Below are 16,861 nucleotides of genomic sequence, written 5' to 3'. Positions count from 1 at the left end.
TTCGGCGTGGAAATCCTCGCGAAAGTCGACGCGCGAGACACGCCGTCCGACACACCCGAGATCAGCGTGACACCCGAAGCACTCACCGCATAAACTTCAACTAAGGATCACGCGGAGTCACCCTCCATACACCACGCCAGCGGACGTGACCGTGGCAGGCCTCGGGACGCAGTTCGTCGAGGAGTCTCGGGTAGACGGGTGCTTTGTCGGTGGTGACCTCGACCGGCCGGCGCCCATGGGACAGTGCCTGGGTGAAGAATCGGCGGGCGGCGGCCTGGTCGCGGCGGGTTCTGGCGAGGACGTCGATGACCTGTCCGTGCTGGTCAACCGCCCGGTACAGGTAGGTCCAACGGCCAGCGACCTTCACATACGTCTCATCAACGAACCACCTGTCGCCAGGACGGTGTCGGTAGGGTCGGGCTGCGTCTACGAGCAGGGGCGTGAAGCGCTGCACCCACCGGTAGATCGTGACGTGATCGGTCTTGATGCCGCGCTCGGCGGGCAGCTCCTCGACGTCCCTGTAGGACAGCGCGAACCGCAGGTACCACCGCACCGCCAGGACGATCACCTCTGGTGGGAACCGGAACCCGGCGAACTCCGACGTCGGAGCCGGTGGACGGACACGACGTCGACGCATCATCCGATCATGACCGGTTGGCAGCCGCGTGATGGCGGACTTTGCCGATGCAACAGAGCCTTTCGGTCAGGTCGCGACAGCCGAGCCGCTCCGCCCACTGGCGAGTGACTAAAGTCTCTTTCGTGCGACTCGTGGTGGCAGCCCAAGACGACGCGCCTGCCTGACTACGTCAATGCGCTGATGGCGGTGTACGCCACAGAGCGCGCGGCCAACGAGCTCGGCTGATCGCGGTCCGCCACCGGCGTGTGAGGAGGTGCTCAAACCCGCTTGCCCAATGGTTGCGCGGGCCGTGCGCGAGCACTTTCCTCACATCGCCGTGCGGGTCTCGGCGCCGCCAGGCCTCGGCCAGCAGATGGCGAAGATCTTCGTGAGCCAGCCGGGGTGGCGCGTGAGGTCGAGCCCGTACCGGGAGGCGGACGGCCGACGGCCGGCCGCCGGTATCGCCGGACCCGACCCCCTTCCTACGGCCCGCGACTTCAAGCAACAGATGAAGGCCGCGGCCACATCGCAGGCGGTCTGACCTGAGGTTTCGCATTTCGGCAGGTTCGTTGGTCGCGCAACAGTCCGCAGGAGTTCGCTGTGTCAGTCTCGGGCTAGACGCGCGCATCGTCCCAGCCCGGAGGCGCCTTCTCGGTGCGGGCACACCCTCGCATCAAGATCAGGAAAACTCCTGGAGGAACAGCCCAAGTTAGCTGCCCGATAGCTCCAGATCCTCCGCCCGCGCGATAGCATGTCAGAAAGACCCTTGCCCGACAGATCCTGATCGGTCCTTGTCGACGCCTCTCCTGTCGGCGAGGATTCTTTGCTTAGCTACACGCCGACAAGCGGCCCGTCGTGACGAGTGCCACGAATAGCGGAGGTGTATATGGTCGACAAGGAGGCAATCTTCGATGCCATTGCCGAAACTCTTGGGCGCCGGCACCAGCTTTCTGACCTGAATCCTGCAGCCGGCACATTCGATCTTCATGGCGAGGGTCGATCTGTTCGCGTCACGCTTACATTGAATCTTCTGGAAAGGTACTTCGATGAGCTAACCGAGAAAAACGTCATTGCACTTTCCTATGCGCAGGGGGATGCGCGCGATGAAGCCCGGTTGGAACACATCATCATGCAGATTGAGGAAAGTTTCGAGTCGGACATGTCCCTGTCGCTCGTTGAGCTCCGGCTCGAACGGTCAACAAAAGGCAAGATCTTTCTTGCCGAACGACGCGGCCCCAATCGGAGATCATTTCCGCCGGCAGGCCTGGACCTGGAGGGCATCTCCTGGACGGCTGACAGGCCTGACTCCTGAGGCACGTCGCGCGGCATCGATGGGGATGGGCCGGGCCGCGGGTTGAGTGTCAGGGTTGGCCGGGGTGCCGCTGGTGGCCTGGGTGAACGGTCGTTTCCCCAGTTCAGCCTTCTTCGTAGTCGTCCCCGAACAGGGCACATCGCTGGTGTCCCGTTTCGCTTGCGCGACGAGGAGGTAGCGGGCGCCGTGCTCGACGAGCCAGGTGGGGGCGGCGCTGTGTGGGCAGCGCGTGCGTGCGGTGCGGCGGGCATGACACCTTGGGTGATCAGGATGGCCTGAGAAACCCATGATCACCTAGGTGGCATGCTCGCCACATTTTTGGGCCAGAGCCGGACTCGCCTCACATCTCAGAACTACTACAGTCCCCTCAGCGCGACCCACCAGCCGCTGCCCAGTAAACGTGTGCCGGCCCTGGGTCGGTACCTGGTCTCACCCATCGAAGCCGCCGGATACCGGAGATCAGAGTCGGGCACGCATCGGCAACGATAAAGCGATTCAAGGAGTGCAGATACCCGACGTGGGGTAGGCGGTAATGATACGGCCATTTACGCTGTTGTAGATTACCTTGAATCGCTTCGCCCATATTGTGCGGCCATTTTGATCTTCCGCGTACAGCAGTCGATCTCGGCAGCCCGTATTACCCTCGACGACGGTGTGGTCTGGATCCTTGACGTTGTAGTAAATGGCCCAATGGGCGAGATCGCTCCAATTGAGCCCGGCGGGTTTAGCCAGGGTCTGAAAATCTTCAAGATGTCCCTTCTCTCCCTCACCCCCATCTCTCATGTGAAAGAATCCCCAGCTGCTGTTGCCGCACCTCAAGATGAGACTACCGAAGTTGTAGACCACTTTTTCTTCGCTGGTTCGCCAGCCGCACGCACCCCAGACTGGTCTAGTGCCCAGTTTTTCTGCATGTGCAGGCGCCGCCGCTAGCAGTCCGGAGCCGAGAGAGAGTAGGAGAGCTAGCAGAATGACGCGTAACCACTTCATTCCGACCTCCGCAGGGACGGCTATTTCGGTAAGTCCGGTCAGTTCTGGGAACTTCTACCAAGTAGGAAAAAAGGTACTAAAAATGGTTCTGTCGGTCAAGGTGTGCTGGAAGATTTTTCACCCGTTCGGGATGTGCGGAGTTGGTTGACGAGTGAAGGATCAGTCGGTTGAGCTTGCCTGAAAGAAAGGGATCGACCTGCCTGTCTGTCGACTTCGTACGCCTGGCCTGCGGAAATGCCCACCGCGTCGGCATTCGTTCAGCCGTGACACCGACCTGGCGCCCGCGCGGCACGCGGTTCGCGATCTCTCTGATCGAAGCGCTCGCCGCCCACCCCGCGGACTCGGCGGTGCGGATCCACCTGGCCCAGGCCCTCGTCGAGATCGGGGGCACCAGCGCGCTGGGCGTTCTGTGGCATCTCGCCAACAACGGCGATCCGGCCGTCGCCCTCATCGCCTCGGCCTTCGTCGGGACGATGGACCCGTCCGTGCGCACGTGCGCCGAAACCCGGCGGAGCGCGCCGAACCCGCTGGTTAAGGTCGGAGACGGCCACGGGGCTCGGTGGACGAGGCCGAGCCCTTGGCCTGCACTGACGGAGGTCCACGTACGTCGATGGACGAACCGCCGGTGATCTCATAATCCGCCGGTAGGGCCGCCGGACCACCGGATCCGAGGGATCCAGCCATGGAACGATGATTCGGTCAGCATCCCGCCGTCGCGCACGCCAGCGGGCAGAAGAGCAAGCAGGGGGCATGCCAGCGGACAGCCCGGAGACAGAGCCAGTTGCAGCGGACAGCCCGACCCGTCCACGAGCAATGGTTGAGACCTGTGGATCGGCTGGGAGGGCGTACCTTCCCGGTGATCGAGGTTGAGGTCTCAGTCAGGCCGACGTTGGCGCGTCGGTCGGGAAGGCACGCCCGTGCTCACGGTAGTACCCGAGGACAGCACGCCCGAGAACGGCTCGGCGGCCAGGCCGTCGCTGATCGATGAGATCGTCCGGGAGGGTGCGCGGCGGATGCTCGCGGCCGCGTTGGAAGCCGAGGTCGACGCCTACATCGCCGAGCTCGCCGGCGAGCGTGACGACCATGGCCGCCGGCTGGTGGTCCGTAACGGCCATGCCCAGCCGCGGCGGGTGATGACCGCCGCCGGTGCGGTCGAGGTGACCGCGCCGCGGGTCAACGACCGCCGCGTCGACCCTGACAGCGGCGAACGGCAGCGGTTCTCCTCGGCGATCCTGCCGCCGCGGTGCCGCCGCTCCCCGAAGATCGTCGAGGTGCTGCCGCTGCTCTACCTGCACGGCCTGTCCTCGGGTGACTTCGTGCCCGCGTCGGAGCAGTTCCTCGGCTCGGGTGCCGGCCTGTCCGCGTCCACGGTGACCCGGCTGACCGCCAGCTGGCAGGCCGACTACCAGACGTTCGCCAACCGGGACCTGGCCGGCGTGGACTACGTCTACCTGTGGGCGGACGGCATCCACGTCAACATCCACCTGGACGAGGAGAAGCTGTGCCTGCTCGTCCTGATCGGGGTCCGCGCCGACGGCCGTAAGGAACTCGTCGCCCTCGCGGACGGCTACCGGGAATCGACCGGGTCGTGGGCGGACCTGCTGCGCGACTGCGCGCGCCGCGGCATGGGCGCACCCGTGCTCGCGGTCGGCGACGGCGCGCTGGGGTTCTGGGCCGCGCTGCGCGAGGTCTTCCCCGCCACCGCGGAACAGCGCTGCTGGGTCCACAAGACCGCGAACGTCCTGGCCTCGTTGCCGAAGTCGGCGCACCCCGGTGCGAAGAAGCACCTCGCGGAGATCTACAACGCCGAGGACAAGACCCACGCCACCGCCGCGGCGACGGCGTTCGCCGCCACCTACGGAGCGAAGTTCCCCCAAGCCACCGCGAAGATCACCGGTGATCTGGACGTGCTGCTGGCGTTCTACGACTACCCCGCCGAGCACTGGGTGCATCTGCGGACCACGAACCCGATCGAGTCCACGTTCGCGACCGTGCGCCACCGCACCCGGGTCACCAAGGGCCCCGGTTCCCGGGCCGCCGGACTCGCGATGGCGTTCACGCTCATCGAGGCCGCCCAGGCCCGCTGGCGGGCGGTCAACGCGCCCCACCTCGTCGCCCTCGTCCGCGCCGGCGCCGTCTTCGAAGCCGGCCAGCTCGTCGAACGACCCACCACCGCACCCGTCACCCAAGCCGCCTAAAGATCACCACCCACAAGTCTTGACTATTTCTCAGATACCACTTGTCGCGCTACGAGCCGAGCACATCGACACCGCGCTGAAGAAGGCGGCGGAGTCCGCCCGGGAGCGCGGGCGGCCGATCGGGCCGGCAACGGTGGGCGACGTCTTCGAGATGCTGCGCACCGCGCTCAACGACGCGCACAGGCAAAGGATGATCGAATTCAACCCGGCGGCCGGCGTCGAGCTGGCCTCACACTCGGCCCCCGAGGTGGAGCCGTGGGAGCCCGAGGAGGTCGGTCGGTTCCTCGACGAGGCGGCCGACGATCGACTTGCCGCCGCGTACGAGTTGATGGCGCTGCATGGGGTGCGCCGTGGGGAGGTGTGCGGGGCGACGTGGCCCGGACTCGACCATGCGGGGTCCGTGCTCACGATCCGACAACAGATCGTCCGCAGTGGCGGCGTGCTCGGCGTCTGGGCGCCGAAGACGAGGTCAGGTCGGCGGAAGGTCGACCTGGACGGCGTCACCCTCGGGTCGCTGGCAGCCCACCGCCTCCGCCAGGAGGACGAGCGGGAGGCGATCGGCGATGGGTGGGACAACGGCATCCTGCCCGACGATCACAGCAACCCGGTCCAACTCCGAGACCTGATCTTCACGCACCCGTCCGGGCGCTACCTGTTCCCGGAGTACCTGACCAAGCGCATGCAGCAGATCGCCCGGCGCGTCGGCCTGCTCGGCACCGTCCGGGTACCGGCGGCGGCCGGGGTGACCACCGTCGTCGTGGGCACGCGGTACCGGCCGGCCGAGGGCACGTGGACGCTGTACCGCGACCGGGAACCGGTCGGCGCGGTGACGGTGCTCGGCGCGACGGTGCAGGGCTCGCGGTCGCTGCTGCATCTGGCCGGGCCGTTGCCGGTAGCCCTGGCTGTAGGCGACGAGATCGGGGACCGGCTGCTGTCGCGCAAGCGGCTGCACGACCTTCGCCACGGCTCGGCCTCGATCCTGCTCGGCGGGGGAGTCGACATCACGATCGTGTCGAAGAGGCTTGGTCACTCTTCGACGTCGGTGACGGGGAACCTGTACGCGCATCTGCTGCGGTCGACAGGTCGTAAGGCGGCCGAGACGGTGTCTGCGGCGATCCCCCGGGCGAACCGTTCTGGGGACCGACTGGGTACCACCACTTGCGGATCTTCTCCGGTGGGATCACCGCCGAGCGTTTCCGCTGGTCACAGCGGTGTCGGCGATGATCCCATACCGAATCCAGCGAGTGGTCGTCCGGGGAATCGAACCGTCGGCGCCATAGTCGGGCCATAGTCGGCGGCTGATACGGCACTCGCGGCCGCGGGCCTCGAGAAGTTTTCGACAATCCTCTTCCAGGACGATGGACGAATGTGGTCGATCGTCAGGGGGTCAGGACCACCTTGACGCACTCGTCTTCCTTGTTCTTGAACGTAGCGAATCCCTCGGGCGCGTCGTCGAGGTTGAGGCGGTGCGTGATGACGAAACTCGGGTCGATCTCGCCGCCGCGGATCCGGTCGAGCAGCGGCCGCAGATACCGCTGCACGTGGCACTGCCCGGCCCGCAGGGTCAGCCCGCGGTTCATCAGGGAGCCCATCGGGAACTTGTCGACGAACCCGCCGTAGACGCCGATGACGGAGACGATGCCGCCGTTCTTACAGTTCCGGATGGCCTCGCGCAGGGCGAACGGCCGGTCGGTCTCCAACCGGGCGACCTGCTTCGCGCGGTCGTAGGAGTAGGCGGCCGGCGATGCGTGGTGCGCCTCCAGGCCGACGGCGTCGATGCAGGCGTCCGGGCCGCGGCCGCCGGTCAGCTCGAGCAGCGCCTCGCGGACGTCGGTCTCCTCGTAGTTGAGGGTCTGCGCCCCGGAGTTGTCCCGGGCCATCTCGAGCCGGTAGGGGAACCGGTCGATGACGATGACCCGCTCGGCCCCGAGCAGGAAGGCGCTCGCGACGGCGAACTGCCCGACGGGCCCGGCCCCCCAGACGGCGATGACGTCACCGGGGGTGATGTCGCAGAACTCGGCCCCCATGTACCCGGTGGGCAGGATGTCGGAGAGGAACAGCACGCGTTCGTCCGGCAGGTCGTCCTCGATCTTGATGGGTCCGACGTCGGCGAACGGCACCCGGGCGTACTCGGCCTGGCCGCCGGGGAATCCACCGAGCATGTGCGAGTACCCGAAGATGCCGGCAGGGGCGTGGCCGAGGATCTTCTCCGCCAGCGCGGCGTTCGGGTTGGAGTTCTCGCACAGCGAGAAGTCGCCCGCGAGGCAGGTGTTGCACCGCCCGCACGCGATGGGGAACGGCACGACGACGCGGTCGCCGATGCGGAGGGTCTCCACATCGTGACCGACCTCGACCACCTCGCCCATGAACTCGTGGCCCAGCACGTCCCCCTTCATCATCGTCGGCACGAACCCGTTGAACAGGTGCAGGTCGGAGCCGCAGATGGCGGTTTTGGAAATCCGCACGATCGCGTCACGACTGTTGAGGATCTTCGGATCGGGGACCTCTTGGATCTCGACCTCGCCCCGACCGAGCCAGCAGTTTGCACGCATGAGTGGAGTCCTCCGACAATTCAGGGTTGTAGCGCTGGCTTTTTTGGCGGTTGTGTTGGCCCTCGACGAAAAACCGGGTGGCGAGGCCAGCCGAACGCACGATCAGCCGAGCGGTTGGGCTGGGTGCTGCCCGAGCAGATGCACGGCGTTGCGGGCTCCGGTCGGACTACCTTCCGAACGGACGACCTCACCGGTCTCCATCAGCTGCTTGAAACGCCGCAGATCGTCGGTGATCTGCTGGCTCGGCTCCTCGCCGAACAGCTTCGCCACCGCGTACCCCGGCGTGCCTCCGGGAATGTCGTATTGCAGGTCGACATGGACCTCGGTTCCACGATCGCCCGGTGCCGGCAGGAAGCGCACCGTCCCGGCGTTGTGGACTTTCGAGCCCTTCACCGACCGCCAGGCGATCAACTCGTCCGGACGGTCGTCGACGATCTCCGCATCCCATTCGATCTTCGTACCGGCGGGCCCCTTCGCCTTCCAGTGTGAGGTGCCGTTGGTCGTGTGCACCGAGTCGAGGTGGTACATGAACGTCGGCAACGCATCGAAATCATGCCACCGGCGGTACAGATCCTCGGGCGTGCGGCGGACCGTGGTGGTCGCCCTCGCCCGCGCCGTATGTCCGGACACGTGTCGCGGGCCGACGTGACGCCGGGCGGCGATCACATCGAGTACCGTCACGCCGATGACCGAACCGGTGGCGAACAGCAGCCGGGCCAGCCGCGTTGGCTCGTGACGGTGCCGATAGACACCGGCCGTCAGCAGCGACAGATCGATGGCATCGCCCCCGACCCGTCCCCACAGCCAACGTCCCGGACGTTCGTCCCCGAAGATCCCGATGCCGGCTGCCAGCTCGCGCGCACCACACAGGGTCCGCGAGATGAGCCGGTTCGTCGCCGAGTTGTCGACCCCGACGATTCGAGTGATCGCCCCCGGAGTGGCGATCTCGGCCGTGCCCAGTCCGACACTGAACCATCCCAGGGCGGTGCCGAGCCGATCTCCGCGGGCCGCCGGACCCTCGTTCGCTCGCGTCTGTCCGTCATCAAGAATTCTCATTATCCATCCTCCAGAACACGCGCCTGACGACACATCTCGGTCTTTCCGGTGCTTCCGGGGCAACTGTGTCTTGGGTACGGCGTGCGGCTCCCACCAAGGCCCGGACCTGCTCGGGAGGTTCAGACCCGGGCTGATTGCACTGATGCCGATTCTCCTGGCATTCCAGCTCTCATTGCCGTCGAAACCTCGCCGGTCCCCGGTGTTGTCGAGCTGGACCTAACCGATCAAAGGCGTCTTTTTGACCGCTGCTCCGCTTCGGCGAGCGGCCGAACTGGAATGCCGCGAATGCCGGCTCCTGTCGTTTTCCGGAGGCAGGGGCAGGCGTGGCCCGCGCGATCCGCGGCACCGGCTGGGGTGACCCGCGCCGCCAGCCGGGGCGGCCTGGCCGGCCGGCTGACCGGGTGGCCAGCGTGGTGGGCAGGTTTGGGCCCGCGCCCAAGGCGCACCCCTTCAGGTAGGTGTCCGATGGGCCGCCCCCGGGGTGTCCCTGTCGAGGGGCTCGCCCGCGGCGTCGAATCGGTTCACCGCTTCTGTCACCTGCCGAGGAGCGCCTCATGGACATGAGCGAGCTGCGCAGCCTGTATGACTTCGATGGTCCGGTCGTGACCGTGTACGCCAGTACAGATCAGACCCGTGAGAACGCCGCCCGTCTCTACGACCTGCGGTGGACGGACATCCTCGCCGATCTCGAAGGCCAGGGTGTCGGGCCGGCTACCCGCGATGCGCTGCTCGCCGAGCGGGGCGACTCCCATCACCGGGAGGGTGGGACGCGCGTGGTCGTGGCCGTCGGCGAGGGCAAATCCGCCCACGTCCCGTTCGCGCGATGGCTCCCTGGCCGGTCGGATGTCGACGTCGTCGCGGTCGGACCGCTGCCACACCTGCTGCCGCTGCTCGACTGGGCCGACGGTCGGATCCCACACGTGATCGCCCTGGTCGATCGGCGCGGGGTCGATGTGCTCGCCTACACCGACGGTCCCCTGCCGGCCGGCGGCGTCTCCCAGGACACGACCCGGCCCCCGTGGCACAAGGCGCACACCGGAGGCTGGGCCCAGCGACGCTATGAGAGTCACGTCGAGGAGCATTGGAAGCTCGGTGCGAAGGAGGACGCCGATCGCATCGCCCGGGCCGCGCGCGACATCGCCGCCGAGGTGGTGATCCTGGCCGGCGATCCGAAGGAGCTCTCGCTGGTCCGCGAGGAGCTGCCGGTCGAGGTCGCGACCAGGGTCGTGGTCGTCGAGGGTAGCCGCGCCCGGGACGGGTCCGACGACCATCTGGCCGGTCGGGTCATGGACGTGCTCGCCGAGCAGCGGACCCGGCGGACGGCGAGTCTGCTGGCCGAGTTCGAACAGTATCGCCGCCGCGCGACCTCGCTGGTCGGGGCGGCGACTGGCACCGTTCCGAGGTCCCTCGGATCGGTGTCCGCGGCGGGCGTCGACCACCCGGAAGGGTCGGGTCCTGCGGACACGGGCGGTGGGCCGCGATCCGGGGAGCGGATCGCACTGGATGCCGCTGACGGGCCGCGGGCCACGGTCGCTGCCCTGCGCCTGGCCCAGGTGAGCGACCTGCTGCTGGCCGAAGGAATCCCGGCTGGCGCGCCGGCCTGGATCGGTCCAGACCTCAGTGAGGTCGCGCTGGATCCCGCGGACCTGCCGGCGGTCGCCCACCCGATCCGGGCTGGGCGGGTGGATGCGCTCATCCGGGCCGCGCTGGGCACCGGAGCCGCCGTCCACAGCGTCCCGGCCGACGTGCCGGAATCACCGACCGAACGGGTCGGCGCGCTGCTGCGTTACACCCTTCCGACGCCCGGCTGAGAAACGACGCCCGGCTCTCGTCGACGTCCGACCGGGAACGACGTGCGGTGGGAGGCGGTGGCAGGCGGTGGCAGGCCGGAGCGGAAGTCCGCCGGCCGACCTTCCACCGAATCGGGATGGCTAGGCGCGGTAGAGCCGTTCGTGGACCAGACGGACGGCCATGGCGCCCTCGCCGACCGCGGAGGCCACCCGCTTCACCGATCCGCTGCGTACGTCCCCGACCGCGAACACCCCGCGCCGGCTGGTCTCCAGCACCAGGGGGCAGGGATCGGGCGATCCGTCGCCGGCCATGCTCGGTTCGGCGGCCGGTTCGGCGTCCACCCCCGTGCGGACGAATCCCCGGTCGTCGAGCGCGACCTGATCGGCGAGCCAGTCCGTGTGCGGGCGGGCCCCGATGAACACGAACAGGGCCCGGGCGGGCACCTCCTCCTGCGCGCCGGTCTGCTTGTCCTCGAGGATCACGGCCTCCAGAGTGCTCCCTCCGCGCAGGCCGCTGATCTCCCGGTGCCGGCGCACCTCGATGGACGGGGTGCGGACGATCTGGTCGACGAGGTAGCGCGACATGTCGCGGCTCAGATCATCGTGGCGGACGCACAGTCGCACGAAGCCGGCGTGCTGGGCCAGATACAGCGCCGCCTGTCCGGCCGAGTTGCCGCCGCCTACCACGACGACGGGATCGCCCCGGCAGGTCTGGGCCTCGACCAGCGTCGCCGCGCGGAAGACGGACGTGCCTTCGAACTCCTGCAGGCCGGGCACGTTCAACTCCCGGTACCATGCCCCGGTCGCGATGACCACGGTCCGCGCAGCCAGCGTCTCACCATTGTCCAGGGTCACCTGGTGCAGCCCGTCGTTGCGGCCGAGGGCCACGGCCCGGGAGGGCATGCTGAGGCAGGCTCCGAACTTCTCCGCCTGCAGGACCGCGCGTTCGGCCAGATCACCGCCGGAGATGCCGGACGGGAACCCGAGATAGTTCTCGATCCGGGGGGAGGTGGCGGCCTGCCCGCCAGCGGCGAGGCAGTCCAGCGTGACGGTCGCCAGTCCTTCAGACGCCCCGTACACCGACGCCGCCAGGCCGGCGGGACCGGCGCCTACGACGATCAGATCCCAGGTGGATCCCGCCTGGGCGGGCACCGGCAGTCCGACCGCACGCGCGAGCTCCGCGATACTCGGGTTGCGCAGCACCCGTCGTCCCCAGACGACCACCGGGGTATCCGCCGGTTCGACGGCGAGGGTACGCAGCAGCTCCTCGGCGGACGGGTCGTTTTCCAGACAGACCCACTGGTGCGGCAGCCGGTTGCGCGCGGCGAAATCCCGCAGCCGGCGGGCCTGGGGGCTGTAGCGGGACCCGACGATGCGCAGTCCCGCGCCCAGGCCGATGAGGAGCCACCGGCGCACCAGGTAGGCCCGCAATACCAGGTCTCCCAGGCCAGGATCGGTCGCCACCAGCCGCCTCAGCCGGTCCAGTGGGACGGCGAGGACCTCGCCAGCTTTCCGGACCACCACGGAGGTGAAGGCCGTCTGCCCGGAGAGCAGGCTGAGCTCACCGAGGAAGCGACGTTCACCGTGCAGGCTGATCTGCCGTTCGCGCGCAGTGCCGTAGCCATCGACGGAAGCGACCAGACCGGACAGCACCACGAAGAAGTCGGTCGTCCGGTCGCCTTCCCGAAACAGCAGGTCCCCGACCGTGGTGGGGCGTCGTCGACCGACGGCCTCCAACGAGGCGAGCTGGTCGACGCCCAGACGCGGGTAGGCCCCGTGGGTGTCCGGCGTCTCGGTGATCTGCCCGGCGCCGCCGATGTCCTCCTGGCTGGGCTGCATCGGATCCCCCGTTCGCCGTCAGGGTCGACGGAAATTGATGATCAGAGCCCGGACCCGGACCCGGAGCCGCCAGTCGACTGATCGCCGAAGGTGGCTGCGCCCGGGCCGGATCCGGCCGGGGACGAGGTGGTCGTGGGGCCGGAGATCTCGAGGTGGCGGGGCTGGCTCCTGCGGCCCTGACCAGCCGGACGGTCAGCAAGCCACTGTCCAACGTCGCGGAGACCGCATCGGGATCGACATCTCCGGGCAAGACGATCTGGTGTTCGACGTGGCCTACCCGCCGGGTGGGTCGATTCATGATCCAGGCCTTCCAGGTGTAACTCATGGTTACTCATTGACTACATAGGCCATGCTTCTCTGGGCGTACCTCGAGGGCAACCGCAGACTCCGGGACGAAGGGGTGAACCTGCGCGGTCCGGGCACCTCAGAACAACCAGGCCGTCCGGGGTGGACGGACCGGAGAGTGCCGGACTGCCGGACGGGGAGTGCCGGACGGGGAGTGCCGACGTGGACCTCGTCGTCAGACGTAGACCTCGTCGACGTAGCACCACCGCCAGTCCTCGCCCGGCTCGAACGACTGCACGATGGGATGCCCGATCGCGTGCGCGTGGGCCCGGGCATGCCGCAGCGGCGACGAGTCGCAGCATCCGACATGACCGCAGGTCAAGCAGAGCCTCAGGTGCACCCAGGGGGAGCCGATCCGCAGGCATTCGGCGCACCCCTGTGGGGTGAGCGGTTCGACGGGGCGCACCAGACGGAGATGCGGATCAATGGCGATGGTCATCACGTTCTCCGAACATCGACTGTTCTACAGTGACGGCGTTGTGTTCCGCCGTGAAGGCGGTCCGGCTCACCGGGCGCGCCGAGTCCGGCGCCACGTCCGGTACGGTCCAGCGTGACGTCTTTCTTCGGAGGTACGTACCCCCGAGCGACCGTCGATACCGTTCGCCGCCGTCTCTGGTTGCGGGATCCCGGTGCGCCGGCCTACGGTCGAATCGACGCAGCCGGTACGTCCGGTGAGCGAACGCCGAAATCGACGGTGTCTGCAACGCCGAGTACGGGGAGATATCGCCGGATCGGACGAAGCGTCGGAATGGGTACCGGATGCGGGAGTGGGCACCCGCGTGGGAACGACTGATCTGGCGATTCCGAAGGCGCGGAAGGGGGTCGTACTTCCCGGAGTGGTTGTTGACGTGCCGGCGGCGGGCGGACCAGGCGCTGATCTCGGTGGTCGTGACGTCTAATCTGCTGCCGCGCGGTTCCCCGGCTGGCCGCTGTTCTTCGACTCGGTACCCCGTCTGCCCAGCAACCGGACGATGAAGGACTACCGCATGTCGGACCGCTACGTCGCGCCGCCCCTGCCGTTCAGCCTGTCGGTCTCCGAGGCCGCCCGCCTGCCTGCGCAGATCCCCGGCGTGGCCACCGCCGAAGACCTGCAGCCGCGGCCCGGACGCAAGGGCGCATGACGTCGAGGTAGGTCCGGCCGCGACGGGCTGCCCTGCGCTGCTCGATGGTCAGCTGTTGCGGGTTCCCCGCCACCGCCACCGGTCATCATCGCGAACGGGTGGCGATCACGCGCTCGACGGAGCCGGCCTCCTTCGGGACGGTGACCCGGCGGATCCACGTAGGGAAATGGGTGCCGGCGCGCGGGCCGGCTTGTCCGCGCGTAGGCCTTGGTAGCAAGGGTGGCGCAGCTTCCCGTCGCGGGTCCATGCGGTGAGGGCGACCTGCGCGACGAGGTCGGGTTCCACCCAGTGCGCGTCGCGTGGGAGCTCACGATTCGGCTCGAACGGCGGGTGGGGCCGTTCGAGCCGTTCCAGGTGGGCGTCGAGTCGCCGCAGTCTCGCGTCGTCGAACCCGGTGTCGACCTTGCCGGCCTGGCGCAGCTTGTCGTCGTCCCAGTGGCCCGCCAGCAGCGCGCCGAGCCGCTGCCGTGATCCCGTCGGCTCTGTCCACCCTCCGATGACCATCTCCTGTGCGCGACCGTCTAACTTTCCTTGGCGGTCTGGCGGCGGGCGTCCAGGAGATGGTCGGCGAGCCAGACCAGAGCGGGGCCGTTCGCGTCCAGCCCCGGTAGCAGCCGGATCGCCTCGAAGGCGTCCTCGATGCAGCCGACCAGCAGCTCACGTTCGTCCTCGAGGGTGTTTGCAGCGGCAGCCATGACTCTCCCCTTCGCAGCGGATGGTCGGATGCTTTCCCTGCGGGTGTGCCCCGTCCGGCGCCGGTGAACACAGGCCGGCCCGGACAGTCAGCTCGGCTGGTCGGAGGGCGTGACCGTCACCTGCCGGTCGCCTCCTCGCCCCGGAGGACCGAACGTGCCCTTCTGTCCCGGCTGGAGGCCGCGAAGGTCCGCGAAGAAATCTTCGGTCGAGGTGACGGGCTTTCCGTACAGAAGATTCCACACGAAACGGCCCCTGCCCACTCGGCGGCAAGATTCACGTGATGCCCGCTTCGTAGCCGGGGAAACCACACTCCGGCCGCGGCCCTGGCTCAGGAACATCCACCTGTGGCGCAACCCGGGCGGCGGTTTCACGCTGGCTACCGGGACGGTTCGTTCCCAACCACGCCCCGCCAGATCGGGCGTGCCACTAACCCTGGCCCCACGAACCGTCCGCCGGGTGGCCATCCGCCGATCTCGGCCGGAAGGAAGATCGTTATTTATGTCGGTGAAACTGAGTCGGAAATTCTATGACGAGGTCGATAGGGATCGGAAGGCGCGGTACAAGTTCCCGTACGGGGACCTCGAACGTGCACCGTTGCGGGGTCCTGACGGTCGAGTCCGGAGCCAGGCAGTACAGGTACCCCGCCATCGAACAGGCCGCCGCCCGCCTGCATGGAATTTTGGCCGAGATATACGCCCACCGCTCCTGACAGCGGAGGCGGTGATCAGGCGGCGATCTCGCCGAATCTTTCGGCGGAGGGGGAAATCGTGCCGGTAAACGTTGGCAAGTTTGGTATTTGGACCTCCACCGCGCGATGGCCGGACGACCGGCAGGCAAGGGCGGACGCTGCCGCCGAACTCGACGAACTCGGATACGGCGCGCTCTGGCTCGGTGGCGCGACGGCGGACCTCGAGCTTCCGGAGGCTCTGCTGGATGCCAGCCGCCGGCTGGTTGCGGTAACCGGCATCCTCAACGTCTGGACCGAATCGGCGAAGGTGGCGGCGGACAGCTACGCCCGCGTGTCGAAGTCCCACCCTGACCGGTTGCTGATCGGTATCGGCGCCGGCCACGCGGCCCTCGTCGGCGAGCGCTACTGGCATCCCTTCCGGGCCGTGGAAAGCTATCTCGGCCGATTGGACCTCCCGCAGTCGCGGGTCCCGCGGAATGCGCGGCTGCTCGCCGCGCTGGGACCGCGGATGCTCCGGCTCGCCGCCGACCGCACCGCCGGAGCGCACCCGTACCTGGTGACCCCGGAGCACACCTGGCGGGCCCGCGACATTCTGGGCCTCGGCCCGCTGCTCGCGCCGGAGCAGAAGGTCGTCCTCACGATCGACGCGACCCAGGCGCGGACGATCGCCCGCCGCGCGCTCGCCGTCTCCCCAGCATTGCCGAACTACACGGACAACCTGCTCAGGCTCGGATTTGTCGAGGACGACTTCGTCGGCTTGGGCAGCGACCACCTGGTCGACAGCCTGGTCGCGTGGGGGAGCGTCGATACGATCCGGGGCCGGATCGAGCAGCATCACAACGCGGGTGCCGACCACGTCGCCATCCAGGTCCTCACCGCACAGGCAGACCCGCCGCTGCCTACGGCACAGTGGCCTGCCCTCGCGGAGGGCCTGGGTCTGCTGTCCTGACAACCCGGGACGAACTCAAGCAGGCTCGGACAAGGCCGGAGGGCCTAGCCAGTCCGACTTCGCCGATCTTTCGTTCATCGTGGCTGCCGGGCAGGGCCAACCGCGACGATATCCTGCCGAACCTGCTCCAGAAGATCGGCGATGTCGCGTCCGTCCAGTTCGAGTGTCCCGATCTGCGGGGCAGCTTGCTGAAGCATGGCTATGACGGCGAGGGAAAGCCGTACCGCTTCGTCCGCGCGGTCATATGCCAGGAGCGATTCAATCTGGCCAGCGAGACTGGCGAGCGTCGCGCCGTCGGTGTCGGGCGGGAGGTACCCGGACAGGCCCGGCGGGTAGGGCGTTCGTGTTCGCAGCTCCTGCAATGCGGTCACGATGGCCGGTTCGTCGCTGAGGCGTTCGAGGAGCCCAACGAGCACATTCAGCCGTGCTACCAGCCGGGGCCGACCGGGGTAACGTTCCAGCCATGCCAGCAGGGCTCGTTGCCCACCGAAGTGAACGATGATCCTCGACAGCGCGGCCTCGATCGGGTTGGGAAGGTTCCAGTGGAATGGCAGGATGTGTGCCACCTGCTCCGCGAGGGCCGCCTCTCCCTGCGGGTCCAGGCTGCCGTCAACCAACCGGTCGACCAGCGTCCTGTCCAGTCGGAAAGTAGTAGTCATGGCGGTCTTCTCTCCGGTAGCTCCGTCTCCCGGTTCGTCAACGGCCACCGACC

Annotated in this window: 16 protein-coding genes and 2 pseudogenes; 8 read left to right on the top strand and 10 right to left on the bottom strand. The window is 67.8% G+C overall.

The annotated features are described in order from the left end of the window. Positions 1-151 precede the first annotated feature (151 nt). Positions 152-637 (bottom strand): annotated as a pseudogene (locus tag FRAQA3DRAFT_RS11375) (IS6 family transposase); the annotation flags it as partial. 865 nt (positions 638-1,502) lie between these two features. On the opposite strand from FRAQA3DRAFT_RS11375, the gene FRAQA3DRAFT_RS33030 reads away from it, so the two are divergent. Continuing rightward, complete coding sequence (locus FRAQA3DRAFT_RS33030; protein WP_009739184.1) at positions 1,503-1,928, top strand: hypothetical protein; 426 nt, start codon at positions 1,503-1,505, stop codon at positions 1,926-1,928. A 495-nt stretch (positions 1,929-2,423) separates the two neighbouring features. Here FRAQA3DRAFT_RS33030 and FRAQA3DRAFT_RS34935 read toward each other — a convergent pair whose 3' ends face one another. Beyond that, positions 2,424-2,774 carry a hypothetical protein gene (locus FRAQA3DRAFT_RS34935; RefSeq protein WP_157467295.1) on the bottom strand — a complete coding sequence of 117 codons (351 nt, stop codon included), beginning with the start codon at positions 2,772-2,774 and terminating at the stop codon, positions 2,424-2,426. Between the two features lie 404 nt (positions 2,775-3,178). Between FRAQA3DRAFT_RS34935 and FRAQA3DRAFT_RS11365 the strand changes: the two genes are divergently transcribed. The 3 genes from FRAQA3DRAFT_RS11365 to xerC all read left to right on the top strand — a co-directional run bounded on the left by FRAQA3DRAFT_RS11365 (position 3,179) and on the right by xerC (position 6,404). Beyond that, entirely contained in the window at positions 3,179-3,544 is a 366-nt protein-coding gene (locus FRAQA3DRAFT_RS11365; protein WP_035920874.1) for a HEAT repeat domain-containing protein, read from the top strand. 288 nt (positions 3,545-3,832) lie between these two features. Next, entirely contained in the window at positions 3,833-5,113 is a 1,281-nt protein-coding gene (locus FRAQA3DRAFT_RS11360; RefSeq protein ID WP_009739183.1) for an IS256 family transposase, read from the top strand. Positions 5,114-5,132: 19 nt separating this feature from the next. Next, complete coding sequence (gene xerC / locus FRAQA3DRAFT_RS31520; protein WP_009739182.1) at positions 5,133-6,404, top strand: tyrosine recombinase XerC; 1,272 nt, start codon at positions 5,133-5,135, stop codon at positions 6,402-6,404. Between the two features lie 88 nt (positions 6,405-6,492). Here the strand turns inward: xerC and FRAQA3DRAFT_RS11345 are convergent, their stop codons facing one another. Next, the gene (locus FRAQA3DRAFT_RS11345; RefSeq protein WP_009739181.1) at positions 6,493-7,665 is read right to left on the bottom strand and encodes a zinc-dependent alcohol dehydrogenase; all 1,173 of its coding nucleotides are present in this window, start codon (positions 7,663-7,665) and stop codon (positions 6,493-6,495) included. Positions 7,666-7,767: 102 nt separating this feature from the next. Continuing rightward, positions 7,768-8,721: an SRPBCC family protein gene (locus FRAQA3DRAFT_RS11340; protein WP_009739180.1), complete on the bottom strand. Its 954-nt coding sequence runs from the start codon at positions 8,719-8,721 to the stop codon at positions 7,768-7,770. Positions 8,722-9,275: 554 nt separating this feature from the next. Between FRAQA3DRAFT_RS11340 and FRAQA3DRAFT_RS11335 the strand changes: the two genes are divergently transcribed. Next, entirely contained in the window at positions 9,276-10,532 is a 1,257-nt protein-coding gene (locus FRAQA3DRAFT_RS11335) for a Vms1/Ankzf1 family peptidyl-tRNA hydrolase (protein WP_009739179.1), read from the top strand. 120 nt (positions 10,533-10,652) lie between these two features. Here FRAQA3DRAFT_RS11335 and FRAQA3DRAFT_RS11330 read toward each other — a convergent pair whose 3' ends face one another. The 3 genes and pseudogenes from FRAQA3DRAFT_RS11330 to FRAQA3DRAFT_RS11325 all read right to left on the bottom strand — a co-directional run bounded on the left by FRAQA3DRAFT_RS11330 (position 10,653) and on the right by FRAQA3DRAFT_RS11325 (position 13,134). Next, complete coding sequence (locus FRAQA3DRAFT_RS11330) at positions 10,653-12,350, bottom strand: FAD-dependent oxidoreductase (RefSeq protein WP_009739178.1); 1,698 nt, start codon at positions 12,348-12,350, stop codon at positions 10,653-10,655. 220 nt (positions 12,351-12,570) lie between these two features. Beyond that, positions 12,571-12,648, bottom strand: a pseudogene (locus FRAQA3DRAFT_RS37115) (Hsp20/alpha crystallin family protein); the annotation flags it as partial. 222 nt (positions 12,649-12,870) lie between these two features. After that, positions 12,871-13,134, bottom strand: a complete 264-nt coding sequence (locus tag FRAQA3DRAFT_RS11325; protein ID WP_009739177.1) for a UBP-type zinc finger domain-containing protein — start codon at positions 13,132-13,134, stop codon at positions 12,871-12,873. A gap of 248 nt (positions 13,135-13,382) precedes the next feature. Here FRAQA3DRAFT_RS11325 and FRAQA3DRAFT_RS34925 point away from each other — a divergent pair, with 248 nt between their 5' ends. Both FRAQA3DRAFT_RS34925 and FRAQA3DRAFT_RS33025 read left to right on the top strand, forming a co-directional pair. Next, the gene (locus FRAQA3DRAFT_RS34925; protein ID WP_157468249.1) at positions 13,383-13,670 is read left to right on the top strand and encodes a transposase; all 288 of its coding nucleotides are present in this window, start codon (positions 13,383-13,385) and stop codon (positions 13,668-13,670) included. Continuing rightward, positions 13,667-13,816, top strand: coding sequence for a hypothetical protein (locus FRAQA3DRAFT_RS33025; RefSeq protein ID WP_198287076.1), 150 nt, complete (start codon positions 13,667-13,669; stop codon positions 13,814-13,816). The genes FRAQA3DRAFT_RS34925 and FRAQA3DRAFT_RS33025 overlap by 4 nt, the downstream gene beginning before the upstream one ends. 105 nt (positions 13,817-13,921) lie before the next feature. On the opposite strand, the gene FRAQA3DRAFT_RS38710 is transcribed toward FRAQA3DRAFT_RS33025, so the two are convergent. Both FRAQA3DRAFT_RS38710 and FRAQA3DRAFT_RS35965 read right to left on the bottom strand, forming a co-directional pair. Next, positions 13,922-14,320, bottom strand: coding sequence for a hypothetical protein (locus FRAQA3DRAFT_RS38710; RefSeq protein ID WP_083873583.1), 399 nt, complete (start codon positions 14,318-14,320; stop codon positions 13,922-13,924). A 17-nt stretch (positions 14,321-14,337) separates the two neighbouring features. Beyond that, complete coding sequence (locus tag FRAQA3DRAFT_RS35965) at positions 14,338-14,511, bottom strand: hypothetical protein (protein WP_009739176.1); 174 nt, start codon at positions 14,509-14,511, stop codon at positions 14,338-14,340. Positions 14,512-15,279: 768 nt separating this feature from the next. Here FRAQA3DRAFT_RS35965 and FRAQA3DRAFT_RS11310 point away from each other — a divergent pair. Next, positions 15,280-16,149: an LLM class F420-dependent oxidoreductase gene (locus FRAQA3DRAFT_RS11310; RefSeq protein WP_009739175.1), complete on the top strand. Its 870-nt coding sequence runs from the start codon at positions 15,280-15,282 to the stop codon at positions 16,147-16,149. A gap of 74 nt (positions 16,150-16,223) precedes the next feature. Here the strand turns inward: FRAQA3DRAFT_RS11310 and FRAQA3DRAFT_RS11305 are convergent, their stop codons facing one another. Then, positions 16,224-16,808, bottom strand: coding sequence for a hypothetical protein (locus tag FRAQA3DRAFT_RS11305; protein WP_009739174.1), 585 nt, complete (start codon positions 16,806-16,808; stop codon positions 16,224-16,226). Positions 16,809-16,861 lie beyond the last annotated feature (53 nt).

The organism is Frankia sp. QA3, assembly GCF_000262465.1.
In the GTDB taxonomy this organism is placed as follows: Bacteria; Actinomycetota; Actinomycetes; order Frankiales; family Frankiaceae; genus Frankia.
Note: the sequence above shows the minus strand (reverse complement) of the source record. Positions and strands in the feature narration are given on the sequence as shown.